The organism is Enterovibrio gelatinilyticus (genome assembly GCF_028683095.1).
In the GTDB taxonomy this organism is placed as follows: Bacteria; Pseudomonadota; Gammaproteobacteria; order Enterobacterales; family Vibrionaceae; genus Enterovibrio; species Enterovibrio gelatinilyticus.
In genome coordinates this window covers 18,266-43,224 of sequence record NZ_JAJUBC010000003.1, presented here as the reverse complement: position 1 = coordinate 43,224, position 24,959 = coordinate 18,266, and the positions used below count along the sequence as shown (strand labels likewise).

The following is a 24,959-nucleotide window of genomic DNA, read 5'->3' as shown; positions in this document are numbered from 1 at the left end:
TGATCGAATTATCAATACAATCGCGCCATTGTTGACATGTGCACTAATACACCAAGGAAATCACAATGGCTTTTTGGAACAACAAAGAGCGTGAAATGGCGCTTTCCGCGCAAATCAGAGATCTTGAAAGCAATTATCAAGACAAGCTGACAAATATGACTCAACAGTTAGAAGAAAAGGATGAGCAAATTTCCACTTTGCAGAATCATATCGATAACCTGCTGAAAACCAGTCAGTGCCAACAACAGGGTGCTGAAATGTTAGAAACCATCCGAGAGGGTCTTCTCAGCAATGCCGATATGCTTGTTGAAGAAAAGAATGAACTTGCTGCTCTTGATGATATGTTCGCGCATACCCTTTCTGCCGTCGCAAACCTTTCCACACGCGCAAACAGAATTAATCAAGAAGCACAAAGAAACCAACAAGCAGTCGCTGAGTTGACGCAGACAACAACATCGATAAATCGCTTTGTCGCTGCTGTGCAAGAGATTTCAGAACAAACTAACCTTCTTGCTCTGAACGCTGCAATTGAAGCAGCTAGAGCGGGTGCGGCAGGTCGAGGCTTTGCAGTCGTTGCAGACGAAGTTCGACAACTTGCCAGAAAAGCAGGTGAAGCAAGTAGCCAAATAGAAAATCTGGTTAAAAAAGTGATTGAGCAGAATCGCGATATTCAATCACTCGTTGAAGAAAGTAAGCATGGGGCCGAAGACGTTGCAACCTCTTCTTCCCAAATCGAAACCGTTGTTTATCAGGTAATCGATAAATCTAAGAACATGCAACGTGTTATACAAAACGCCGCAGTTTCATCTTTCCTAAACACAGTGAAGTTGGATCACGCAGTATGGAAAAGCGCCGTCTACAAACACATCAGTAATAATGAGTTCAATCAGCAAGTCAACAATCATTCAGCGTGTCGTTTGGGTAAGTGGTATTTCAACGGTGAGGGAGCTAAGCACTTCAAATCCTATCCATCATTCACTGCTATTGATTCGCCGCATAAACAAGTGCATGACTCAGGACGATTTGCCCTTGAAGCAGGAAGCCGTGGAGACCTCCTTTCGATGGTTGAGCATCTTCGTAAAATGGAAACCAGTAGCCTTCAGGTGACTACCTCGATTGAAAGGCTAATTAATGAGAGCGCCATCAAGTAACACCTAAACACGAGTGTTTCATCTCAACGACTCAGGGTTAGGGTCGACACTTGTCGTTCAAAAAGCATAAAAGCCTGATTAATCAGGCTTTTACTTTTCTTCTTTTCTTCGAGTTAGACTCAATTATCTGTTTATGCAACGCCAGCGCAGCTCGCAGTAATCTAGGGTGCAACTGAACCTTCTGATTCTCTACCAGGGTTTTGTTTAAATTGATTACGGAGGCAGTTAAACACGCCGCTACTTTAATCTGACCCAACTTGTGCGCGTACATCGCGGTTTTAATTGCCATGAAAGCACGTTGGTCATCTTTTTTGTAACTTTGAGTAGCAAACCGTTCAAATCTCAAAAAATCCTTATGATATGAATCGTGAATTCTAGAAACATGCTTGTCGTAATACTCTCTATATTTGCTGTAGCTACCCGTTCGGTTAGCTTGCATGAGCTTTTTAACCCACTCAGTCGACTTGATTGTTTCTTTCTTAAACAAGCCGGTTAGCCATGCAAACATTTACTTCTCCTACTTGCTCATACTCGATTGCAACTCTTCTAGAGTATCCAATCCGCATGAGATAACGCCCTTAATCTAAAGCCTACCTGCCCGATTTGCGGCACATCGCACACTATTCGGTATCGGCAGATTCTACTTAAAAACGGGCGAAAGTGCGCAAGTTAATTGTCACTAAATGCGATGGTTTTGTGCCAAATCTCCTCGCGCAATGCTCACACCTTTGAGTTGGGCAAATACCTTCTGCCCAACCGATAAGTTAAGCTCATCCAAGGCCCACTGAGTGATATTCGCCAGCAATGTCTCGTCACCAACTCGTAACACGAGCTGACAATATGCACTTTCTGACGATTGTGCGTCCGCCCGCTCTATAGCGTGAATGATTGACGGGATGACATTGCGAATGCTGGTGTCACTAGCTTGTGTTTTCACGATTGAAATATCATTCGCATAAACACGCAGTCGAAGTGATATGCCCTTCCCTTGTTCTACTTTTGGCACCCATAGAGGCTGACCTTGGAGATCAAGTTGCGTCATCGGATAAACGGGGTGATTCTTTACCACCGTTGCAGTCACCAATGCACTCTGTTCTTTTGCTGACAACCAAGGACGCATAGGTGGCGATCCCCAAATGTCATGCAAAGGGCCATTAGCGACGACTTCGCCCTGATTGAGCATCAGCATATGATCAGCGAGTTGTAAGATTTCATCCAAGCTGTGGCTAACGTATATCACGGGTATATGAAGAGATTTCGCCAAGCGTAAGAGATAACTAATGAGCTCTTGACGGCGAGGTGCATCTAACGAAGCTGTGGGCTCATCCATGATCAACAATTCAGGATCAGATAACAAAGCGCGACCAATTGCCACACGTTGTTTCTCTCCCCCAGATAAGTCATGCGGATAACGCCTCAACAACGAGCCTATCCCTAACAAGGTCACCACTTCATCAAATGTGTTTTGATTGTACGTTTTGCACCCGTATTTTAGGTTTTTAGACACTGACATATGTGGAAAGAGTCTGGCGTCTTGAAACACATATCCAATGCGTCGGCGTTCTGGTGGCAGGTTAATTCCCTTTTCACTGTCGAAAAGAACTTGGTCACCAATCTGAATTGAACCTGAGTCCGGTGTGACAAGCCCGCTGATCGCATTAATCAGCGACGTTTTACCAGCCCCTGAGCGACCAAAAATGGCGGTGATACCAGAAGACGGTATAGACGCGTTCAGTGACAAAGAAAAGTTGTCACGCTGCAGCATCATGTTCAAGCTAATCATTGAATACCCATCCTGCGCTTCATTCGGCGACTGAGCCATTCTGACCCAACAAGAGACAGTAGCGCGATAACAATGGATATTACACAAAGTCGAGCGACGCTCTGCTCTGCTCCAGGGGTTTCAATAAACGCAAACATCGCCAGTGGAATGGTTTGCGTCTCTCCAGGAATGTTTGAAACAAAGGTAATGGTCGCGCCAAATTCTCCCAAGCTACGCGCAAATGCCAGTACCAACCCCGATAGGATGCCCGGCATGATTAAAGGCAATGTGATCGTAAAGAATACGCGCCAAGAAGAAGCCCCTAGAGTGCGCGCCGCTTGCTCGAGTCTCTGATCAACAAGCTCTAATGACAAGCGAATCGCTCTCACCAACAAGGGAAATGCCACCACTGCGGAAGCTAGGGCAGCTCCCTTCCAGCTAAATGAAAACGAAACGCCAAATGTTTCATATAACCATTGACCCACAGCGCCTCTTCGGCCCATAACAATCAATAGCAAGTAGCCAATAACCACGGGTGGCAAAACAAGGGGTAGATGAATTATCCCATCCACGATTGCTTTTCCCGCGAACTGCTTTCTGGCTAGCACCCATGCCATCGCAATCCCCAAAGGTAAGCTCGCTGACACGGCCACCACGGAGATTTTCAAGCTAAGTAGCAGCGCTTCCCACTCTATGGGTGTAAGTAGCATATTTTACAGTTGCTCTTGTGATGAATGAATTACAACAAAGCCATTGCCCTGCAAAATCGATTTGGCTTTTGGTGAATCTAAATATGAAAAAAAGCGCTTAGCCTCGTCAGATGCATTTGGCGTCATCGCTTTTGGGAAAACGATCGGGGTATGTGTGTTACTAGGAATATCAGCCACCACTTTTACAGACGAAGACGCGAGAGCGTCAGAAAGATAAACCACACCGAGTGGCGCTTCTCCTCGCTCAACCAATGCGAGTGTTGCGCGAACACTATTAGATAAAGCGAGCTTATCTTCGACAACACGCCATAAATCTATCGATACCAGCGCCTGCTTCGCATAGATACCAGCTGGCACATGGTTTGGGTCAGAAATAGCTATTCGGCTATTTCCTATGGCTTTATTGATAGCTTCGACCGTTAACGTCACTTCACCAATAAGGTTGCGATCAGCAACAAGCACCAACTCATTCTCTACCCACGGAGAGACAGTTTCGGGTTCAATTGCTAACTCTGACACCGCATATTCCATCCATTTTTCATTCGCTGAAATGTAAATATCGGCGGGTGCACCGTAGGCCAGTTGACGGGCTAAAGCCGAAGAAGAAGCATATGAGATGGTGATAGCTTGTTCAGTCTCTTGCTCATATGTTTGTGCAATCTCATTCAATGCTGTTGTCATTGACGAGGCTGCAAACACGAGAACTCTTTCTTCAGCGGATACAACTCGGGGGAGAAAAGAGGCTGTGATGAACAAAAACAGAAAGATACGTTGCATGCAATCCCTAACTGGTACGCGGCAGAAAGGCAATATCATAACAAGTATTTTGGTGAGACACGTATTCAAACCATGAAGAATTACTCGGCCTGCTGATAAAGCAAACAATGCATTGCCGATCCTACGTGATCTTCACGACATGACCGACTCCGTAGCTTCATTATCGTATCACTATGCTTCTGTATTAATGACAATGGTATATCGATTGTCACTTGCCACCAGCATATATAGAATTTGCTGTCCCATAGAAGGATGAGAAATTAGATAGTTTCCTTGTGGGAATTCTGCGTCCTCTGGACCAACAAGCACCATAGTGTAATGCTCAACCAATCGACCATCGATTGTCGTTTGGTTTCCGGCTTCTTCCCGCACGGATTCTACCAAAACATCGTACTCGTTCTCTGCACCGTCGATCAGCTGAACCGAACTTCCAGCTAGCTTGGAAACATTTTCCCAAGACAATACATTCATTGTTATTCCCCCGACGTCCTTGTTGGCCACTTCATCGCGCTAAATTGAGAAAAGAGTTGGTTTCTAACCACCAAACTCCACAAGTAAGCTTTGATTAAAGTGTAGCCACAAGAGAACCAACAAACTGAATTTAAGTATGATTTTCTGACAGTTGCCCCAAAAATACTCGAAATATTTCGACACCAGTCTGATAGCAAATGGCAAGTTGCACAAAACTCAAAAACTTCAGGGATAACAGATACGCTTTAAACAGGCCAACAATAGGGCATATAGAGGATGAAAATAGAAAAGTGAAAAATAAAAGATGAATGGTGAATGGTGAATGGTGAATGGTGAAAAAGTGTATAACCAGAAACGTCACGATGACGTTTCTGGATCTTGCTGCGCTTAACGCATTTTCAAAGGACGCGAACCTTGCGATTTACTTTGATGGTAGAACCACAGGCGTCTGGTTTTATTAGTCATAATAAACACCTTTATTTATTGGCTCAGGCGGTAACGAGAAACACCCATACTGCTTTGACACAGTAAGCTTCATTAATTACCTGATAGATAGTAAAAATACTTCGTATAAACACAATGCCATTAACTGGCGTATCCCCCTCATGATTTTAGAGGAGCGCTTCTGTTAGAGTGGTGTATAAACTCATATGTGTTTAAAGAAGCTAATGATATGACAGGGGAAAATGAATAAAATTCCCTATATCGTCACGATATCTCTATATTTATTACAATAGTTTGCACTTTTCAAGTGAATCCACCCCAATTCATACTGTCGAAGTCACAGTTCAGTTTAATGTTCGTTAACTTACGAAGGATTCGCTCACTATTCGTACCTTGTCGGTGTAAAAACCGCATTTCGTACTGCTATCTTTCGCTGAGTTCGGCTACACTCCGCACATCAGCCATAAGAGAGTGACAATTATGTCGCATGAAGAAATTGAAGTAGAAGCCATTGGCATCGAAGTATCTGCCCAACCGGTCGAACTCTACAAGGTACTAAAAATCGCGAACGCGGTCAGCGGTGGCGGTGAAGCGAAGATGGCTATCGTAGAAGGCTATGTGGCTGTTAACGGTGAAATTGAAACGCGTAAACGTCGTAAAATACATGATGGTGACGTTATTCAATTCAATGAAGAATTCTACGTCTTGTTGTGTGACGCACCTCCGACACCCGTTGAACCTCGCCAAGCCAAGCCTGTAAAAGCGCAAAAAAACAATGTGTCTGCGTCCAAGAAAAAACCGGCATCTTGCGCACCTGCATCTAGCACGGTAGATAAAAAGCCTTCGTCACCAAAAGCGCCAGCCAAGCAAATCAAAAATGCTGACAAAAAACAGAATAAGACACCAAAGATTGAAAGACCTAAACAAGGCAAGTCATCCGCGGAAACATCTAAAAGTGATACGGCCACTGGCCGAAAGCTAATCTCTTTCTAAGCGACGTGATTTTCTTGCCAACAGAGCGCCCTCGCCCGCCAAGATAAATTGACGGGCACTCTGTGAATGAATGAAAATTCGTGTTTGAGCTGTGATGTTTTACAGAAAATGAAAAAGCCACCTAAGCGGTGGCTTTTTGTTTAGCTCTAAAAGTTGAAAATCGAATACTGTGTGGTGTTTCAAAGTTTACTCGCCCTACATTGCTCACTACGTTGAGCTTCCTTACCTCGTGCGTTTCATTGCATGGGTTCTTTGGAAAGTAAGGTCTTACGTTCACTTACGATGCGTATTTCCTACGCCGATGTAACAGTCCAAATTGTTTTGCAACCCAGTATCAGTACCAGAATCTAAGTTTCTTGGTGTCGCTTTCTGGTACGCCGAGCTTGGAGCTCATCCTCATTCGTCAGTCATGTTTGGTTGCAATTTGAGTATATGAAAAGCTCCCATACCTGCCATGTCACACTTCTATGATTGTGATCCGGTTTCAGAAATCAGTTTTTTGTCGGTTTGATCACCAATTCTCGGCAGGAATTATGCTTTGATTCCCAACATGGTCTACTTGAAACAGTCAGCCCCATCTATTCCTTTTACTGCACAAGTCCCTACCCATATAAAAACAAAAGAAATTATATTCACCCCAGCACAAGCTGGTTTTGTCTGCGTATAATACGCTCCTATTCAAACGTGCTAACTCGACACCATGGATGACAGTTTGACAGCATTTCATTCCCCATTTCGATTCATCCCAACCGCTCAAGCATCTCTGGCAATGGCGTACTTTGGGCTAGGCGTTGCGTGGTCACTCTATCACCCCTTCACGGGCGACATCTCTCGACCGTTACTATCGACTGTCGGCATACTTCTCATCGGTGGAGTGTGGCTGAAGTACGTCTTTGAACCTAAACGCTTCTTCCAAGATCTTCGTGATCCGCTGTATGGCAGTTTGATGGCACCAATGACCATGTCATTACTGCTCATGGCTGACTTTCTCAGTGAAGTTAGCGTTCGTGCTGCAATCTTCATTTGGTATCCCGCAGTGGTGATGCACATCTTCATGATGTGTTATTTCTTCTTTCACCAATTTAAGTCCTTTGATAAATCCCATATCTACCCCAGTTGGTTTCTGTACCCTGTGGGATTAATTAGCAGCACACTTGCTGGGCCAAAACTCGGGTTCGGAGACGAATCAGAACTGGTCGCGCACATTTGCATCGCTGCCTACTTCTGCATGTTGCCATTTGTGCTGTATCGTCTGTGTTTCTTAGACAGTTTGCCAAGAAACTCTCGCCCTGTTCTGGCGATCATGGCAGCGCCCGTCAATCTGGCACTCACTGCGTATTTAGTGAACATGACAAACCCAGACCCAGTGTTAGCGGGTGCGCTTGCTGGGGTTGGAATTATGATGACTCTCTTCGTCTATCTGTGCTATTTCGATTTATTGCGTGAGCCTTTTCAGCCCACATTGGCAGCATTAACATTTCCCTCTGTTATTAGCGCCGTTGCTATGGAGCGACTCACTCTCTGGCTAGGTACTGATTTCCCGCATTGGTCGTGGTTAGAGCGCTTGGGCTTAATTGAATTGACGGTTGCCACCTTGCTCGTCAGTTGGGTCAGTTTTGGCTACATTCGGCATTACGGCTTCGGCAAATAACAAAATACGAAAGCCCCACGCAGGGGCTTTTTTCACTGTCGGGCGTTGTGCAAGGACGCTTACTCCACTTTCATGGCCTCGATAAGAAAATCGATAAAACAACGAACCTTTGATGACATGTGCTTACGGCTTGGATAGACAATAAACACATCAATATTGGTTCGCGGAAAATCACGGAACAGTTCAATCAGTTCGCCAGATTCTAACTCACCATTCAAATTAAACAGTGGCATCCGCGTGATCCCTTCTCCCGAAAGACACAACAACAACTCCAACTGCGAACTGTTACTCACCACGAAACTCTCTAGCTCAACGTCAATCGCACTGCCGTCATGGTTTTTATAGCGCCACGTATTGTAAGACGGGATATTGCTGTAACTGATGACTTTATGGTTGACCAAATCTTGCGGATGCGTCGGTAAGCCGTGTTTTTCAACATATGCAGGGGATGCAATAGTGACCGCGTGCGAAGAATGAATTTTTCGGCTAATCAAACTTGAGTCATCGAGCGCTTGTGAAGCGCGAATCGCGATATCAAACCCCTCAGCAACCAAATCTATCTTTCGGTCATTGAGTTCAATGTTCAGAGAGATATCTGGATACGCTTCGGAGAACCCCCGTAAAAATGGTGCTAAACGCGTTAAACCAAAACTGGTTGGGCAACTTATTTTAAGGTTTCCTTTCGGCGTCACCTGACGACCCAACATGGCATTTTCAAGCTCTTCAGCATCCTGAACTATTTGCCGACACTGCTCATAATACAGCTCACCTTCTGGCGTTAAGCTTAGTGATCGCGTTGTTCTATGCAACAAGCGTACACCTAGCCGCTCTTCCAGCTTGTTGATTTCTTTGCTGATATAGGATGTTGAGTGCCCTGTGCGATCCGCTGCTTTGGTAAAACTGCCAGCCTTCATCACCTCTCGAAATATCACCATTCCATCTAGCAGTTGTGTGTTCATTTTCCCATATCTCATGCCTTTCCGAACCACTGAGCATAATTAATTACATGTCATATGGAAACAATCATTATTCATATAGGACATTAATCTTTGTATGGAACAGATTTATAGTGACTTCAAGACATAAGACGTCAACCAAACTTACAGGCTTACAACCTGACGCCACACGGCGAAAACAACACGAATTCTTAGAGGAAACACCATGAAAGTATTAGCATTTGGCGCAACCAACAGCTCTCAGTCAATCAACAAGCAATTAGCCGTCTATGCGGCAAGCCTTATTGAAGATGCGGAAGTAGAAACACTGGATTTGAACGACTTTGAAATGCCCATTTACAGCTCAGACCGTGAAGCAGAATTAGGGCAGCCAGAACAAGCGAAGGCATTCTTTTCAAAAATTGGCGAAGCAGATGCCATCATCATCTCTTTCGCTGAGCACAATGGTTCTTATACTGCGGCCTACAAAAACGTATTCGACTGGACGTCACGTATCGACATGAAAGTGTTCCAAGGCAAGCCTGTGGTATTTCTTGCTACATCACCTGGCCCAGGCGGTGCAGGTTCTGTACTTCAAGGTGCTGTTGGTTCTGCTCCTTACTTCGCAGCCGATGTAAAAGCCTCGCTTTCCGTGCCAAGTTTCTACGATAACTTCGACATGGAAACGCAAACGCTACGCAATGAAGAAATCAAAGCGCAGCTTCAAGATGCAGTTAACACACTGGCGAAGTAATCAACTCACACTAAAAATACATTTGAATGCGGGCGATTAGCCCGTTTTTTTCAGCATGCCAGCAGTCTCGATAAAATCGATGATATCGCTTAACCCTTGTTTCTCTTTTAGATTGGTAAATACATAGGGTTTGTCTTTGCGCATTCGTTTTGTGTCGGCTTCCATCACATTGAGATCGGCGCCCACATACGGTGCTAAGTCAATTTTATTGATAACCAGTAAATCGGAACGGGTAATACCGGGCCCGCCTTTACGCGGGATCTTTTCCCCTTCCGCTACATCAATCACATAGATAGTCAGGTCCGCGAGTTCGGGGCTGAAGGTCGCACTTAAGTTGTCGCCGCCACTTTCAACAAACACCACGTCCAAATCTTTATGATGACGCGCCAAGCTGTCCACGGCTTCAAGGTTCATTGAAGCATCTTCCCTGATGGCAGTATGTGGGCACCCGCCTGTTTCAACGCCTACAATTCGGTCTGCATCCAAGGCTTGGGCTTCCGTCAAAATACGCTGATCTTCACGGGTATAAATGTCATTCGTGACCACAGCAATGCTATAAGTGGTTCGAATCGCTTTGCACAATACTTCAAGCAATGCGGTCTTTCCTGACCCAACAGGACCACCCACACCGACACGTAAAGGCTGTTTGTAGCTCATAGTCATTCTCCTTAACTCCTAACCGAAAAGATTAAGAGCGAAATAGTCGCGAATATTGCGTTTCATGTTGGCTTGAAGCGATCGCCTGAGCAGGTGCAAACCCGCCGATTTGCTCATCCATTACGTCGTGTGAGGCTGCCACCACATCATCAAGCACTGACGTCAATGCCAATAGCACCTCTTGCCCTGCGGTTTGTCCTAAAGGAATCAGCTTTACGCCTGCCATCACAGTGTTTTCCAACCAACTCCAGATATAGCCTTCACACAGTGTTTCTTCGTCAATGCCCCAACGAACCCCAGCAAGTGCAAATCCAGCGATCTGGCTTTTTTGAGCAATGCCGGCCCAAACGTTGCCGTCGTCCACCACGTTAAGTTGCTTAAGCAAGGTCAACATGGTTCTGCCACGCTGGATTTCTTCTTTCCTGAATTCCGCTGTTTCGCGGCTGGCATATAACCATTGGCACCAATACTCCGCTGCTTCAACATCGCCTGATTGAAATGCACGATATATACGACGCAACACAGGCAATTCGAGGTAGAGCATTGAGTCAAAGGCCATGCCATTGAGCCAGTCTGTTAAATCAGATTGGCTCCCCACCCATCCACATTCAATCGCCCACTCAAGACCTTGGGAGTAGCTGAATGCGCCAACGGGCAGTGACGGACTAATGAGTTGAAACAGGCGATACTGTGCAGTCATTCGACGATGTCTCTTTTTCACCCTTTTTACTCATACAGGTGCTGGTTGAGCTCACACCGCCAGCATGATCATGCGTGACAGTATTTACAATGGTGTCGCCACTGGCTGATTCTTTATGTGGGTGTGCAGCGACTGGCATCGCCATCGATGCAATCAACACTAAACATGCCGCAGCAAACAACGGTTTCTTTTCCATGTTCTTTCTTCCTCTGTTATTACTCTCTTTGTTAAAGCGTTCTCAATATCGACGTGCATTTAGTGATGATGATTGTGACCTGATGAGTGACCGCCATAAGCACCGGACTCAGGTTCAAATGGTGCCATTTCGACAACCACGTTTCCGCCAAGTAACCTCACCATTTCATCAAGGACATGATCATGCTGATAGCGTACCCAACCGTCACCAACTTGAAGCGGCACGTGACGATTACCAAGGTGATAGCTCAATCGTGCCAAGAGGTGTGACGAGCTGGCGTACACTGTCGACACATTTTCTTCCGCCGCTACAACACGCACGCGAATCCCATCAGCGGAAATAAGCACATCCCCGCCACGCAGGGTCAGACCTCTAGGCAAAAACAACCCTGCTTCACTGCCATCATCAAGCGTTACCTTAATACGACTTTTGATTCGTGCTTCTATTCCTAAGTGCACCGTCGGAAGGTGTTCAGAATCTTCCGGTGCATTACTGACTTGTGTAAATTCGATCATCCAAGATCCTCAAGAAAAGTGACTGAAAACCTAACGCGTTAAAACAGAAAGTAACGCTGCGCCATTGGCAATACATCTGCAGGCTGACAAACCAAGAGCTGCCCATCAGCTCTCACTTCATAGGTCTGCGAATCAACCTCAATATTTGGCTGCCAGTCGTTTAATTTCATGTCGCTTTTGCGAATATTTCGGCAATTTTTGACCGCGCTGACACCGCTTTTTAAACCCAACATATCTGGCACGCCACTGTCGATAGATGCTTGAGACATAAACAGCAGCGAACTCTGCTGTGGCCCCGCGCCATACGCGCCAAACATAGGTCGATAATGCACTGGCTGTGGCGTTGGAATAGATCCATTGGGGTCGCCCATTGGCGCTGTCACAATCAAACCGCCTTTGATTACCAATGAAGGCTTAACACCAAAGAAAGCGGGCTTCCAAAGCACCAAGTCAGCCAATTTTCCTTCTTCTATCGAACCCACTTCGTGCGAGATACCGTGAGTAATGGCGGGGTTGATGGTGTATTTCGCGATATAGCGTTTAATGCGACAGTTATCGCTGTGGCTTGGGTCGCCTTCTAACGCGCCAAACTGCACTTTCATTTTGTGCGCGGTTTGCCACGTACGCAGTATTACTTCGCCGATTCGCCCCATGGCTTGGGAGTCTGACGAAATCATGGAAAACGCCCCCATGTCATGCAACATATCTTCTGCGGCAATGGTTTCACGACGAATACGTGACTCCGCAAAGGCGATGTCTTCGGCAATAGACGGCGATAAATGATGACACACCATCAGCATGTCGAGGTGTTCATCCACCGTGTTCACGGTATAAGGTCGCGTTGGGTTGGTAGAGGATGGCAGAACGTTCGGCAAACCTGCCGCTTTAATGATGTCCGGCGCATGACCGCCACCCGCACCTTCCGTATGGTAGGTATGGATAACGCGATCTCCAATCGCGCCGAGCGTTGCTTCCACAAAGCCACATTCGTTGAGCGTATCGGTATGAATGGCCACCTGTACGTCGGTCACTTCAGCAACACTCAAGCAGTTATCAATCGCCGCCGGCGTAGAACCCCAATCTTCGTGTAGCTTAAGACCGCACGCACCCGCAACGATTTGTTCATCAAGTGCATCAGGCAAACTCGCATTACCTTTGCCCAGCAAACCGAAGTTCATGGGAAATGCATCAAGCGATTCCAGCATTCGATGAATGTTCCAAGGCCCTGGTGTACACGTGGTGGCATTCGTCCCTGTCGCTGGGCCTGTGCCTCCGCCAATCATTGTGGTCACTCCAGAAGTGAGCGCCTCATCAATTTGCTGTGGGCAGATATAGTGAATATGTGTATCGATGCCTCCCGCAGTGACGATTTGCCCTTCACCAGCAATGACCTCTGTTCCTGGGCCGATGATAATATCGACATTGTCTTGCACATCAGGGTTACCCGCTTTGCCGATACCTGTAATCCGTCCGCCTTTTACCGCTAAATCGGCTTTTACAATGCCCCAATAATCCAACACAACAACATTGGTGATCACTAAGTCTGGCGTTTCAAAACTCGGTCGTTGGCTTTGTCCCATTCCATCACGAATAGTCTTACCGCCGCCAAACTTCACCTCATCGCCATATTCGGTATAGTCTTTCTCCACTTCCAACCAAAGATCCGTATCAGCCAATCGGACACAATCTCCCGTGGTTGGCCCAAACATCTCGGCATAGGCTTTGCGCGAAATACGTGCCATATCAATCGTCCTTCTTCGGGGTTCCGGTGCCATCTAATGGCCCCATCACTTTGCCTTGGAAACCATAAACGGTGCGAGATCCCGCGTAAGCAACCAATTCGACGGTTCTGCTTTGACCCGGTTCAAAACGAACAGCGGTGCCGGAAGGTATGTTTAGGCGAAATCCACGCGCAGTGATTCGGTCGAACACCAACGCATCATTCACTTCGAAAAAGTGATAGTGCGACCCTACCTGAATCGGACGATCACCCGTATTCGCGACATCAATTGACACTTTCGTTTTACCCGCGTTAATTTCGATATCGCCGTCTTTGGTTCTCATTTCTCCCGGCACAATGCCTGAATTTGAACCCGAAGAGCGAGAGAGACTGGTCTGAGACATAAGGGATTCCTCACACAATGGGGTCATGGACGGTGACCAATTTGGTCCCATCAGGAAACGTCGCTTCCACTTGCACGTCGTGGATCATGCTCGGCACACCGTCCATCACATCATCCACCGTCAAGATGGTGCGCCCAAAGTCCATTAACTCAGCAACGGTTTTTCCGTCCCGAGCACCTTCCATGATTGCCGCGCTAATTAGAGCGACTGACTCAGGGTAATTCAGCTTTAATCCCCGCTCTTTTCGTCTTTCTGCCACTAGTGCTGCGGTGAACAACAATAGCTTGTCCTTCTCTCTGGGTGTCAACTCCATGGTATTCACTCCTTACCGTGTCGCTGCTTCTATTGCACAACGACATCGTCGTTTTATGTTCGCCAAATTCTTGGAATATCAGGTATTTCTCCGGTCCAATGCAGTCGAACCTGTTGCCAGCACAAAGCCATGACGTTGAACAGAACGTCAGTTTTAAGCGCCAACGCACGCACAATCACCAAACCATCAACCTCTGTGATACCCAATTCAATCCCCGTCAGATTCGTCATGTCTGCGCGGGTCAATTTTTGCTCTTGTTGCTCACTCCACCAGAGCTTGAGCCTCTCCACGATGGCTTCCGCATCGCCGTGCACAATCAATGTGCCACATACCGAATGCCCTCTTAGCCCCGTTGCAGAAAAACGCATTTGCTCAGGATTCACACGAAGGCGTTCACAAAGAATCAATCGCTCATCGACATGCACTGTGGTTAACCCATCAATTTCGCCGTTTTCAAATGTGGTTTCTGTCGCGGGCTGTCCTAGTGTCCACACATCCCAGCCAATAAACTGAGCGCTAGCCGTTAGAGAGATCGCCGTGCGCGTGCGCAAACGCGCATTGGGAAAGGCGATATTTTCTAGCGGTAGCCATTCAAGTCTTGCGCTATCGGCAACCGTAAGGGTCTGTGTAAGCTGGCCAATACGACCATCCGATCGATAAAATCGCGTTGCACCAGGAGTGGTAATCAGTGCTTTCGAACCGACAGCGAGATCGACATGCACATCCAATGAATCACCGCCTACAACCCCGCCAGGCGGGTGCAAAAGATGGGTATGGCACACGCCGCCTTCTGGGTATAGCGAACGCTGAACCGCAAGAGGACCTTTATGGGTGCGATGCTTAAGCACGGTTTTATCGCCCCGCGCCACATAGCCAAGGGTTAGCTCAGCTTCCCAACTTCGGGATGGCATTTCATCCAAGGTGTGAATGGGCCAATCAATCACAGTTTGGGCCATGTGCGCTCCTCTACACCGTCAGATACTGTCGAATCAGGTCATCAGACAAATGACTCATCTCGCCACTCGCAACATCACGTCCCCGATCAAGTAGGCAAAATCGGTCACCAACCTTTCGTGCAAATGGGAGCTTTTGTTCAACCAAAATAACCGTTAGCCCCATTTCTTGATTGAGTTTGCAGATAATGTCACCTATCTCTTGAACAATGTTCGGTTGAATGCCTTCTGTCGGCTCATCTAGCAACAAGAGTTTTGGGTCAATCACCAATGCACGTGCAATGGCTAACTGCTGTTGCTGTCCACCAGACAAATCACCGCCAAAACGCTTTTTCATTTCTGCCAAAACAGGGAACAACTCATAGATATATGGCGGTATTTTCCTGTCACTCTTGGGGCGGATCGGTAACCCTATTTCCAAGTTTTCTTCCACGGTCAATCGCGGAAAGATCTGCCGCCCTTGAGGCACATACCCCACGCCCAAGCGCGGGCGCATTTCTGCGCGATGTTTAACGAGATCCTCTTCTTCCAGTATCATCTCGCCACTATCAACAGCCAGTAATCCCATAATGCTTTCAAGCAGCGTCGTTTTGCCGACACCGTTTCTCCCCATCACCACAGTGCATTTCCCTTTTGGCGCGTTTAGGGACAAATCCCAAAGCGTTTGGCTTTCCCCGTATCGCTGATTTAATCCATTTACACTCAGCATGGCGTTTCCTGTCTTATATCCATATGCGCTCGCTGCGCGTTCAAAGTGTTATTGCCTCAAGTTCAATGTGCTATTGCCCCAAGTAGACTTCGCGAACCCGCGGATCATCTTGGATCTCTTTCATCTTGCCTTCAGCCAATACATGTCCTTGATGCAATACGGTCACGGTAGACGCGATACTTCTGACGAAGTCCATGTCATGCTCCACCACCATGATCGAATGGTTGCCCGCCAGTGATAGCAAAAGCTCCGAGGTTCTATCCATCTCTTGGTGAGTCATTCCAGCAACAGGCTCATCCACCAGCAACAGTCGCGGCTTTTGCATCAATAACATGCCAATTTCTAGCCATTGCTTCTGGCCGTGTGACAACCTTCCTGCTTGCATTCTGTAGTGCGTTTCTAAGCCTATAAGCTCCAATACACGCATGATGTCGCATTTTTGCTCACTCGATAGAACTGCCCGAAACAGTGCCCAAGTGTCTTTCTTTCCAGACATGGAAAGCTCAAGATTCTCCCAAACCGACAGCGCTTCAAATACCGTCGGTTTTTGAAATTTCCGCCCGATCCCTGCGTTCGCAATTTGCGCTTCATCCATGTTGAGAAGATTGAGTTGCTGCCCTAACCATACTTCACCCGTATCGGGCCGTGTCTTACCCGTGATGATGTCCATCATGGTGGTTTTACCCGCCCCATTTGGGCCGATAATGCAGCGCAATTCGCCTTCCTTGATGTAGAGGTTTAAATCGTTAATCGCTTTGAACCCATCAAAGGAAACAGACACACCTTCGACATAAAGCAACATGCCGCTTTTTACATCGACCTTGGGGTTGAATGGTGGTTTCAAAAAGCTGAACACCTGGTCACGACGCGTGAGATCAGCAAAGAACTCTGCGCTTCCCGTTTGTTCTGGTAGATGTTCCGCTTGGTAACGAACACCTTCGTTCCACAGTGCTTTCGACATCATGAATTTGTCTCCTGTTTCCGCAAGAATCCGCTCACCCCATTTGGCAAATACAAGGTAGCCAGCACAAACAATGCACCCAACGCGAATAACCAAACTTCGGGGAACTCCACGGTGAACCAACTCTTGGCATAGTTAACAAGGAGTGCGCCAATAATCGCGCCATATAGCGTTGCCCTGCCGCCAAGAGCCACCCACACCACCACTTCAATCGAATTCAACGGCGCAAACTCGCCAGGGTTAATAATACCGACCTGTGGGACATACAATGCTCCAGCAACGCCTGCAATGGCGGCAGATAACACGAATAACCAAAGCTTGCTTTTCTCTACCGTGTATCCCACGAAACGGGTACGCGATTCCGCGTCTCGAATCGCGATAGTCAGCGCTCCTAATCGGCTAACCACGATTGCACGACACAACAGGTAAGCCAGCATCAATGCGATGACTGTGGCAACAAATAAGGACACACGCGTGGCATCACTTTGAAGGCTAAAGCCGAGAATATCTTTGAAATCGGTCAGGCCATTATTTCCACCAAACCCCATTTCATTGCGAAAGAAAGCGAGCATCAGCGCAAAGGTCATGGCTTGTGTCATAATCGACAAATAGACGCCTGATACGCGTGAGCGAAATGCCAACCACCCAAACACAAACGCCAACGCACCGGGTATTACCACGGCCATAATGCAGGCGAACCAAAATTGGTCAAAACCCATCCAAAACCAAGGTAATTCCTGCCAATTGAGAAAAACCATAAAGTCGGGAATTTCCGGGTTGCCGTACACACCGCGGTCGCCAATCTGACGCATCAGATACATGCCCATGGCGTAACCACCCAATCCAAAGAAAGCGGCATGACCCAAACTCAATATGCCAAGGTAGCCCCACACCAGATCGACCGCCAAAGCAAGAATGGCAAAGCTAAGGTATTTACCCAGTAACGAAACGGTGTACGTTTCTAAATGAAAAGGGCTGCTTTCTGGCACCCATAAATTCAATACAGGCACCAAAACCACCGTCAGGCTCAGCAACGCCATTAACGTGACGCTTGGTGCATCGAAGAGCGGCTTGTAAACGCCACTAATCGTTAGTGATTGGCTTTCTGTTTGTTGGTTTTCAGACAATTTTTTTTCCATGATGCGTTAATCCTCCGCCATACGGCCGCGCTGAGGAAAGAGTCCTTTCGGGCGTTTTTGAATAAACAAGATGATAAAAACCAGCACCAGAATTTTGGCGAGCACTGCTCCAGCCCAAGGCTCTAAAATTTTGTTAAACACACCGAGGCTTAAACCCGCTGCGAGTGTCCCCCATAGGTTTCCAACGCCGCCAAAAACCACCACCATGAAAGAATCAATGATGTAAGCCTGACCCATATTTGGGCCAACATTGGTTAATTGCGACAACGCAACACCCGCTACGCCAGCGATGCCAGACCCTAAACCAAAGGTCGCCATATCCACCCATTGCGAGCGCACTCCCATGGCACGTGCCATAGGACGGTTTTGCGATACCGCGCGAACCTGCAGGCCAAGAGACGTACGCTTGAGAACAAACAGCAACGCGAAGAACACCATTAAGCAGAAGATAATGATGTACATGCGACTGGTGGTGAGTTGCAGCATGGGGGTGACTTCAATCATGCCACTCATGAATTCTGGCGTACTGACAGAGCGGTTTAGCGGAGAGAAAATTGAACGTACTGCCTGCTGCAAAATGAGGCTGATACCGAAGGTGGCTAGCAAGGTTTCAAGTGGTCGTCCGTATAGGTGGCGGATCACAGAGCGCTCAATCGCCACTCCCACCAAGCCTGATACGATAAACGCTGCAGGGATTGAGAGAATTAAGGCAATGCCCGTATATTCGGGTAGGAGTAGCTGCATGACATACGTGGTATAAGCACCGATCATGATCAGTTCGCCGTGGGCCATGTTAATCACACCCATCACACCAAAGGTGATCGCAAGGCCAATCCCCGCCAATACCAATACTGACCCCAAACTCAGTCCAAAGTAGAGTGTCTGGGTGATGTCTACGACCCGCTGCGTTTCTTCATAGTTGGCTATCGCACTATCAAAAGCACGCTGAATAGTTTCCGGCGTGGCATCCGTCGTCTGTGCTTTTTCTGCTTTTAGCGCTTCATAAGCTTCGGCGAGTCCCGATGTTTCAAGTTGATCAATTGCGGATAACCGCGTTTCTACAGAGGTCTGCTCATCAAGCTGAGTGATGGCTACTGCGGCTGCCAGATAGGATTTGGTGACAGCGTCACTTTCAGTGACTAACAATTCAGAGATGACGGGAACGAGATCATGATCAACTTGCCCAAGCAAACGTTTTGCGCCAGCACGTTTGGCATCCAAGTCAACACTGGTTAGCGCTAAAGTTGCCAGTGCTGTTTTAATTTGAGTGCGCATGCGGTTGTTCAATGTTACAGCGCGATATTGACGTTTCTTCTTAACCGTGACCGTGTCCCCTGAGCCAAGGTTGGTCAACACACTGCCCTTTTTCAAAGGAGGTTTCGCTAAGAACCACATTGATTTGTCTTTCTTGTGATAGACCACTTGCTTGTTCATCAACCCATTCAACAATGTCGTTGTTACGGGGAGATCAGAAGCAACAAGTTGTTTCACACCGGCTTCTTTGTCAGAAAAGGATTTGCTGGTGAGTAGCACTTCGATTTCTTCCATCGTCATCTCTGACGGTGAAGCGTCTGCCGAAACACTAAAAGACGTTATGAACACAACAAAAAGAGCACTCAAAAACCGACAGACGTTATTCCATCGTCTTGTCTGTTTACACATAAACGCGTTCCTTTGAAAAAGTCCTGCCAGTGCGGGAAGAGTGTGGAAACAAAACCGCATGGCAGGCAAATACAAGGCGTACAAGTTGTCGGGCGATATCCGTATCCACCCGCCATCTTGTTTTCTAATCGATTATTCAGCTACACCTGAACATTGTCCTGTTTCAACATTGAAGCTGCCGCAAGACATTGGCTTCAGCCAACTTGCGAACAAGTCTTTAGACCCAGTGAGAAAATCAGACCATGCGTCACCAGCGACCACATCAGGGGTTTCCCACACGGTGACAAACTGGCCATCATCTTGGATTTCGCCAATCAGCACAGGTTTAGTGATGTGGTGGTTTGGCATCATGGTGGCATAGCCGCCAGAGAGGTTCGGCACGGTGACACCGATAATTGATTCTTGAACCGCCTCAGAATCAGTCGTTCCCGCTTTTTCGACGGCCTTCGCCCACATGTTGAAGCCCAAGTAGGTGGCTTCCATTGGGTCGTTAGTCACGCGCTCATCATCTTTGATGTAGGCATGCCACTTTTCGACAAACTCATCATTCTGATCCGTTTCCACACTCATGAAATAATTCCATGCAGCAAGGTGTCCAACCAAGGCCGAAGTATCCATACCAGAGAGTTCTTCTTCACCCACTGAGAACGCAACAACAGGAATGTCTTCTGCTTCTACACCTTGTGCTGATAGTTCTTTGTAAAAGGGCACATTGGCATCACCGTTAATGGTGGATACCACCGCGGTTTTCTTGCCTTGAGAACCGAACTTTTTAACGTCAGATACAATCGACTGCCAATCGGAATGGCCAAATGGGGTGTAGTTGATCATGATGTCTTCTTTCGCGACACCTTGGTCAATCAGGTAGGCTTCGAGGATTTTGTTGGTTGTGCGAGGGTAAACATAGTCTGTGCCCGCTAAAACCCAACGTTCAACATCCAGTTCATCTTTCAGATAATCAACGGCTGGGATCGCCTGTTGGTTGGGTGCCGCGCCAGTGTAGAAAACGTTCTTCGACGACTCTTCACCCTCATACTGAACGGGGTAAAACAGCAAACTATTGAGCTCTTCAAACACAGGAAGTACAGATTTGCGAGAAACAGATGTCCAGCAGCCAAAAACCACATCGACGTCTTCTTTCTCGATTAACTCTCTGGCCTTCTCTGCAAACAAAGGCCAATTAGATGCAGGGTCAACCACTACGGCTTCGAGTTTCTTACCAAGCAGGCCACCATTTTTGTTCTGCTCGTCAATCATCATCAGCACGGTGTCTTTCAATGTGGTTTCACTGATTGCCATCGTCCCTGACAACGAATGAAGCACACCCACCTTGATCGTGTCTTCCGCCGCCACAGCCTGTAACGACAGTCCACCCAGTGCAATCGCACTTACCCAATTTAATGCAACCTTATTTCCTTTCATTGCAACAGCTCCTTAATGAGTACCTGTGAAGCAAGAGAGCAAAAGGCTTGCCAAGCAAGTGACTTGACTCGAAAAAATATCGTAACGGTATGAAATAGCAGCACAGTTTCACCGAACGATATACCCTTCCTCCCGTCAGAGTGAAATTGCGATGCTTATATTTGGTGCAGAACAAGCAGTTCTGCGCACCGTCATTGAACGTGCACAAATACAGTGCGACATACGTTAACCGTGCGGATTGAAACTATTCGGACTAGGCTTTCGTATTGGTACTGAAATCCTTAATTGAATAAGGGGGCCAGCATGCGTGTACTGAATCGACTTAGCGTTTTATTGCTGCTGCTAGCGTCATCACCAAGCGTCTCGTACCCTTTTTACGGGCTTATCGAGCCCCATAGGACGTTGATTTTCTTTGCCCCAAGTTTCGACGATAAAGTACGCGCCTTCGAACGCCTCATGCTCGTACATAGTTGCCAAATCGATGATCGCGACCTTCACCCTGTCATTCTCAATATGCAGGATCTGTCTGACTCACAAGGGCTCTTTTCTTCGCAAGAAATCCTCAAGCTCGGCCAGAAATATGCCGTGGACACCAATGAACACATTGCGGTGTTAATTGGTAAAGATGGCACTGAGAAATTTCGCTGGCGACAAACCGTCAATATCAACGAACTGGTTGACGTGATTGATGAGATGCCAATGAGAAAGGCGGAATTGAAACTTAGGGGAAACCGCTGCAGCATTTAGGTTCTACCAACTTGACTCATCTCGAAGTTCTTTAAGAAACACAAATGAATACTATTGCATAGCATTGTGCGATCTAAACCGTTCGCTTAGCGTAGTAACACGCCTAAGCATGCAATCAGTGCATGTGAGATGACTCTATATGGCGACATTTGAGGAGACAAAATGCCCAAGTACCAGTTTTTCTGTAAGCCTGATTCCAACCGCAAAGAATTCACTTATGCCGACATGGGTTCAGAGACATTTTTAGCCGAGAAGAATCAACTCATCGACCTCGGCTTTGAAGTCGAAGATGATGTGATCTATGCAGAAACCACTGAAGAAGCCGTGCAGAAATTCAAATCAAACTTCCTTGCGCCACTCGAAGACTATGCCAATTCAACGCCGAGCGGTGGTGCAGCGACGTTCGTCTTTGAGTTATACAAATCTGCATTTGGTAAGAATAAACAGTCCTAACTTACACTGTTAAAAAGTATTGCGGAGTAAAGCTAGCACTGCGAAGCTAACAAGCTGATCGTTATTTCATAGAAACAAGTGCCCCAATACACAAACACATGCGTGGCTGGAAAGCCCAATATTCAGTTCACGCATCTTCCTACTTTTCCTAATCACTATGTGAAATCTTCTTAATCATGTAGTTGTCACAGCGATTGAATGCAGCAAAAGATTGAAGTTCATCTTCAAACGCTGGCATAAACGCTTCACTTCGCCTCACCGATGGCTCTAAGTAAAGATGATTAACAACTAGCATCGATTTCGTTTTGTCCGCCTTACAGTCTGCTCGCGCCACCAACTCTCCATTCCAAAGAATGGGCAACGAAAAGTATCCAAATTTCCTTTTGGGCTCCGGCACATAACATTCGATGAGGTAGTCAAAATCAAAAAGTACACTTGCTCGTTTTCTTTGAATCACTAAGCTATCGAAGGGGGAAAGGATTTTTGCTTGTTTACGATTGAGCCGCCGACTAAGCAATGATAACGAGGCGGTTGCAGCAAAGTATGGTGACCCATCAATCTTAATTTTCTGAACACTCCCCTCATCACACAGTTCATTAAGTGTTGAGGCCACCAAGGTCTTCACGCCTTTTAACAGATACGTCATTTCTTGCACTGTCCCAACCCCATGCGCATTGAGATAATTGAGCACCAAATAGCGACCGTATTCTTGCTCTGAAGGCGGTGTCATATTGATTTTCTCAGGCAGAACCCGTTCAGTGAGATCATACACCTTGTGAAAACTCTCTCGCCTCGGCACCATGAGTTCACCTTGCATATAGAGGTTCTCTAACGCTTGTTTCGCAGGTTTTGTACCCCACCCTTGGCGTTTTCGACTTGGGGAGTCGAAATCTTTCGCCATTAAAGGGCCTTCATCTTCAATTCGCTTGAGAATAGCGTCCATCATAGTGTGATCTTTCGAATACCAGTGCTTATGTTCACCGGATTTGATCGCCGCTTTACGCGGAAGTGTGAATCGAAAATCTTTCATTGGAAGGAATGACGCAGCATGAGCCCAATATTCGAACACCTTTTTGCGCGCTAACAATTGAGGAATATGATTAAAACAATAGTCTGCATTTCGGCTCCACAACACATGATGATGAGCGCGCTGAACCACTGAAATCGTATCAATCTGCACGTAGCCTAATCGCTCTATAACAGACAGCGTCTTATCACAGTCACTGAGATGGGTTTTACTCGGCGAGAAACCTTGCGAAAGCAAGATAAGCTTCCTTGCTTCCGCTTTTGTTATTGATTGCATAGCACTTATCTGGAGGGGAATTCATCTTACTACCCACGGTACAGGATGTTAGTACCGCAACTCTACCATTCATTAACAATACTGACGGTTTACCCGTCAGTTCACTCTTGCTATTCCGATAGCAGTGCATCCGTTTTCGCGGCACAGATAAAGTCGTTTTTGTGTAATCCTTTGATTTTGTGCGTCCACCAAGTCACAGTACAACGCCCCCATTCAAGCAAAATGGCTGGGTGATGGCCTTCTTGTTCAGCGAGTTCAGCAACAAGGTTCGAAAACGCCCACGCTTGCTTAAACGTTCTGAATGTAAACACGCGTTGAAGTTGGTCAATACCATCAACGTTCATGACGGTCCACTCTGGAATGCTCGGCATCAAGGATGTCGCTTCCGTTTCAGTCACGGCGGGCGCATCTGCGCGGCATGCTTCACATTGTAATTCTGATAATTCAGCCATTAAGCTTACTCTCCTTTTAAGACTGTCTTTTAGGCGATTTTTTCTGGATAACAAGGTGGATGAAGCCCCAATGACATGGCGCGATGTACACAAGTCATTAGGTCTATGTGTTGAAGATCGTATAAGTCATCTAGCGAATCTAAATGGAAGTACACAGGTTGAAGAATATCGATGCGATAAGGCGTTCGCATCACATCAATAACATCCAGCTTCTTCCGCAAAGGTGCGTCACTGCTGTAGGCGAATTCCGTTTCCGCTGGCGATGATAAGATCCCTCCGCCATAAAGCGATCTATCGCCCGATGATTCAATCAATCCAAACTCAACAGTAAACCAATATAGACGCGCCAGATAAACGCGCTCAGCTTTTGTCGCATTAACACCCAATTGCCCATACAGCTGCGTGAAATCCGCAAAGGCTTTGTGAGTTAACATGGCACAGTGGCCAAATATTTCGTGGAAGTAGTCAGGTTCTTTCAGGTAATCAAGATCCGAAGCCGACCTTAGAAACGTAGCGACAGGAAAACGTTTTGATGCCAATAACGCGAAGAATCGGTCAAAGTTAATTAAGGCAGGAACAGGCTCTAGTTGCCAACCCGAGGTTTTCTTAAGCACTCGGTTAACGTCAACCAATTGAGGGACATGATTTTCGGCAAGGTTTAACATGGTGAGCCCTTCTAAATACTCTTCGCACGCCTTACCCTCGATGCACGCCAACTGCCGCGTGATCAGATGATGCCATATTTCATTTTCTTCCATGCTCCACGCAATCTTTCCATTCGCATTTAATGGCTTCGATTCGTAGTGACCCTGTTTCGTCATGACAAGCTCTCGATTACGTTCCTCTTAAAACGATAGTCTCTCCCTTCTTAAACTGGCACCAGATACACTGGGTTACGGTATGAAAGAATGTAAAAATAAATTTACGCGACACTTTTACAGTCGCATTAATATGCAAGCTGCTGTTTATAAAATTTGTCACTAGAACAATCCTCATGTGCCGTTG

Annotated in this window: 28 protein-coding genes; 6 read left to right on the top strand and 22 right to left on the bottom strand. The window is 46.8% G+C overall.

Features of this window, described 5'->3' with window-relative positions; all coding sequences use genetic code 11:
• The first annotated feature begins 65 nt into the window (after nt 1-65).
• Nucleotides 66-1,151, top strand: a complete 1,086-nt coding sequence (locus LRP50_RS25785) for a methyl-accepting chemotaxis protein (protein WP_274163062.1) — start codon at nt 66-68, stop codon at nt 1,149-1,151.
• Between the two features lie 82 nt (nt 1,152-1,233).
• Here the strand turns inward: LRP50_RS25785 and LRP50_RS03255 are convergent, their stop codons facing one another.
• The 5 genes from LRP50_RS03255 to LRP50_RS03235 all read right to left on the bottom strand — a co-directional run bounded on the left by LRP50_RS03255 (nt 1,234) and on the right by LRP50_RS03235 (nt 4,871).
• Entirely contained in the window at nt 1,234-1,659 is a 426-nt protein-coding gene (locus LRP50_RS03255) for a hypothetical protein (protein ID WP_274163061.1), read from the bottom strand.
• 171 nt (nt 1,660-1,830) lie between these two features.
• Entirely contained in the window at nt 1,831-2,934 is a 1,104-nt protein-coding gene (gene modC / locus LRP50_RS03250) for a molybdenum ABC transporter ATP-binding protein ModC (RefSeq protein WP_274163060.1), read from the bottom strand.
• Entirely contained in the window at nt 2,931-3,623 is a 693-nt protein-coding gene (modB, locus tag LRP50_RS03245) for a molybdate ABC transporter permease subunit (protein ID WP_274163059.1), read from the bottom strand. Before modB ends, modC begins: the two co-directional genes overlap by 4 nt.
• A 3-nt stretch (nt 3,624-3,626) precedes the next feature.
• Nucleotides 3,627-4,400, bottom strand: a complete 774-nt coding sequence (modA, locus tag LRP50_RS03240; RefSeq protein WP_274163058.1) for a molybdate ABC transporter substrate-binding protein — start codon at nt 4,398-4,400, stop codon at nt 3,627-3,629.
• A 171-nt stretch (nt 4,401-4,571) separates the two neighbouring features.
• Complete coding sequence (locus LRP50_RS03235; protein WP_274163057.1) at nt 4,572-4,871, bottom strand: DUF6916 family protein; 300 nt, start codon at nt 4,869-4,871, stop codon at nt 4,572-4,574.
• A gap of 924 nt (nt 4,872-5,795) precedes the next feature.
• Here LRP50_RS03235 and LRP50_RS03230 point away from each other — a divergent pair.
• Together LRP50_RS03230 and LRP50_RS03225 are read left to right on the top strand one after the other, a co-directional pair.
• Complete coding sequence (locus LRP50_RS03230; RefSeq protein ID WP_274163056.1) at nt 5,796-6,308, top strand: RNA-binding S4 domain-containing protein; 513 nt, start codon at nt 5,796-5,798, stop codon at nt 6,306-6,308.
• A gap of 712 nt (nt 6,309-7,020) precedes the next feature.
• Nucleotides 7,021-7,959, top strand: a complete 939-nt coding sequence (locus LRP50_RS03225; protein ID WP_420791177.1) for a TDT family transporter — start codon at nt 7,021-7,023, stop codon at nt 7,957-7,959.
• 59 nt (nt 7,960-8,018) lie between these two features.
• On the opposite strand, the gene LRP50_RS03220 is transcribed toward LRP50_RS03225, so the two are convergent.
• The gene (locus tag LRP50_RS03220; protein WP_274163054.1) at nt 8,019-8,918 is read right to left on the bottom strand and encodes a LysR family transcriptional regulator; all 900 of its coding nucleotides are present in this window, start codon (nt 8,916-8,918) and stop codon (nt 8,019-8,021) included.
• Between the two features lie 202 nt (nt 8,919-9,120).
• On the opposite strand from LRP50_RS03220, the gene LRP50_RS03215 reads away from it, so the two are divergent.
• On the top strand, nt 9,121-9,648 hold the full coding sequence (locus LRP50_RS03215) for an NADPH-dependent FMN reductase (protein ID WP_274163053.1): 528 nt from the start codon (nt 9,121-9,123) through the stop codon (nt 9,646-9,648).
• 36 nt (nt 9,649-9,684) lie between these two features.
• Here LRP50_RS03215 and ureG read toward each other — a convergent pair whose 3' ends face one another.
• From ureG to urtA, 13 genes are all read right to left on the bottom strand, one after another.
• Nucleotides 9,685-10,305 (bottom strand): urease accessory protein UreG, encoded by a 621-nt coding sequence (gene ureG / locus LRP50_RS03210; protein ID WP_274163052.1) that lies wholly within the window; start codon nt 10,303-10,305, stop codon nt 9,685-9,687.
• A gap of 31 nt (nt 10,306-10,336) precedes the next feature.
• Nucleotides 10,337-11,005, bottom strand: a complete 669-nt coding sequence (locus LRP50_RS03205) for an urease accessory protein UreF (RefSeq protein WP_274163051.1) — start codon at nt 11,003-11,005, stop codon at nt 10,337-10,339.
• Nucleotides 10,971-11,201, bottom strand: coding sequence for a hypothetical protein (locus tag LRP50_RS03200; protein ID WP_274163050.1), 231 nt, complete (start codon nt 11,199-11,201; stop codon nt 10,971-10,973). Before LRP50_RS03200 ends, LRP50_RS03205 begins: the two co-directional genes overlap by 35 nt.
• Before the next feature lie 59 nt (nt 11,202-11,260).
• Nucleotides 11,261-11,716, bottom strand: coding sequence for an urease accessory protein UreE (ureE, locus tag LRP50_RS03195; RefSeq protein ID WP_274163049.1), 456 nt, complete (start codon nt 11,714-11,716; stop codon nt 11,261-11,263).
• A gap of 38 nt (nt 11,717-11,754) precedes the next feature.
• Entirely contained in the window at nt 11,755-13,458 is a 1,704-nt protein-coding gene (ureC, locus tag LRP50_RS03190; protein ID WP_274163048.1) for an urease subunit alpha, read from the bottom strand.
• Nucleotide 13,459: 1 nt separating this feature from the next.
• Nucleotides 13,460-13,840: an urease subunit beta gene (locus LRP50_RS03185; protein WP_274163047.1), complete on the bottom strand. Its 381-nt coding sequence runs from the start codon at nt 13,838-13,840 to the stop codon at nt 13,460-13,462.
• 10 nt (nt 13,841-13,850) lie between these two features.
• Nucleotides 13,851-14,153: an urease subunit gamma gene (ureA, locus tag LRP50_RS03180; protein ID WP_274163046.1), complete on the bottom strand. Its 303-nt coding sequence runs from the start codon at nt 14,151-14,153 to the stop codon at nt 13,851-13,853.
• A 53-nt stretch (nt 14,154-14,206) separates the two neighbouring features.
• The gene (locus LRP50_RS03175) at nt 14,207-15,109 is read right to left on the bottom strand and encodes an urease accessory protein UreD (RefSeq protein ID WP_274163045.1); all 903 of its coding nucleotides are present in this window, start codon (nt 15,107-15,109) and stop codon (nt 14,207-14,209) included.
• Between the two features lie 10 nt (nt 15,110-15,119).
• A complete protein-coding gene (urtE, locus tag LRP50_RS03170; protein ID WP_274163044.1) occupies nt 15,120-15,815 on the bottom strand; it encodes an urea ABC transporter ATP-binding subunit UrtE in 696 nt (231 codons plus the stop codon).
• A gap of 70 nt (nt 15,816-15,885) precedes the next feature.
• On the bottom strand, nt 15,886-16,779 hold the full coding sequence (urtD, locus tag LRP50_RS03165) for an urea ABC transporter ATP-binding protein UrtD (RefSeq protein WP_274163043.1): 894 nt from the start codon (nt 16,777-16,779) through the stop codon (nt 15,886-15,888).
• Nucleotides 16,776-17,816, bottom strand: coding sequence for an urea ABC transporter permease subunit UrtC (gene urtC / locus LRP50_RS03160; protein ID WP_274163275.1), 1,041 nt, complete (start codon nt 17,814-17,816; stop codon nt 16,776-16,778). The genes urtD and urtC overlap by 4 nt, the downstream gene beginning before the upstream one ends.
• 105 nt (nt 17,817-17,921) lie before the next feature.
• Nucleotides 17,922-19,577, bottom strand: coding sequence for an urea ABC transporter permease subunit UrtB (gene urtB / locus LRP50_RS03155; RefSeq protein ID WP_274163042.1), 1,656 nt, complete (start codon nt 19,575-19,577; stop codon nt 17,922-17,924).
• Nucleotides 19,578-19,709: 132 nt separating this feature from the next.
• Nucleotides 19,710-20,999 carry an urea ABC transporter substrate-binding protein gene (urtA, locus tag LRP50_RS03150; RefSeq protein ID WP_274163041.1) on the bottom strand — a complete coding sequence of 430 codons (1,290 nt, stop codon included), beginning with the start codon at nt 20,997-20,999 and terminating at the stop codon, nt 19,710-19,712.
• A 303-nt stretch (nt 21,000-21,302) separates the two neighbouring features.
• On the opposite strand from urtA, the gene LRP50_RS03145 reads away from it, so the two are divergent.
• A complete protein-coding gene (locus tag LRP50_RS03145; protein ID WP_274163040.1) occupies nt 21,303-21,746 on the top strand; it encodes a DUF4174 domain-containing protein in 444 nt (147 codons plus the stop codon).
• A gap of 162 nt (nt 21,747-21,908) precedes the next feature.
• Nucleotides 21,909-22,199: a hypothetical protein gene (locus LRP50_RS03140; protein ID WP_274163039.1), complete on the top strand. Its 291-nt coding sequence runs from the start codon at nt 21,909-21,911 to the stop codon at nt 22,197-22,199.
• Nucleotides 22,200-22,347: 148 nt separating this feature from the next.
• Here LRP50_RS03140 and LRP50_RS03135 read toward each other — a convergent pair whose 3' ends face one another.
• From LRP50_RS03135 to phhA, 3 genes are all read right to left on the bottom strand, one after another.
• Complete coding sequence (locus tag LRP50_RS03135) at nt 22,348-23,502, bottom strand: winged helix-turn-helix domain-containing protein (RefSeq protein WP_274163038.1); 1,155 nt, start codon at nt 23,500-23,502, stop codon at nt 22,348-22,350.
• Between the two features lie 110 nt (nt 23,503-23,612).
• Nucleotides 23,613-23,954: a 4a-hydroxytetrahydrobiopterin dehydratase gene (locus tag LRP50_RS03130; protein ID WP_274163037.1), complete on the bottom strand. Its 342-nt coding sequence runs from the start codon at nt 23,952-23,954 to the stop codon at nt 23,613-23,615.
• A gap of 29 nt (nt 23,955-23,983) precedes the next feature.
• Complete coding sequence (gene phhA, locus LRP50_RS03125; RefSeq protein WP_274163036.1) at nt 23,984-24,775, bottom strand: phenylalanine 4-monooxygenase; 792 nt, start codon at nt 24,773-24,775, stop codon at nt 23,984-23,986.
• Nucleotides 24,776-24,959: the final 184 nt, after the last annotated feature.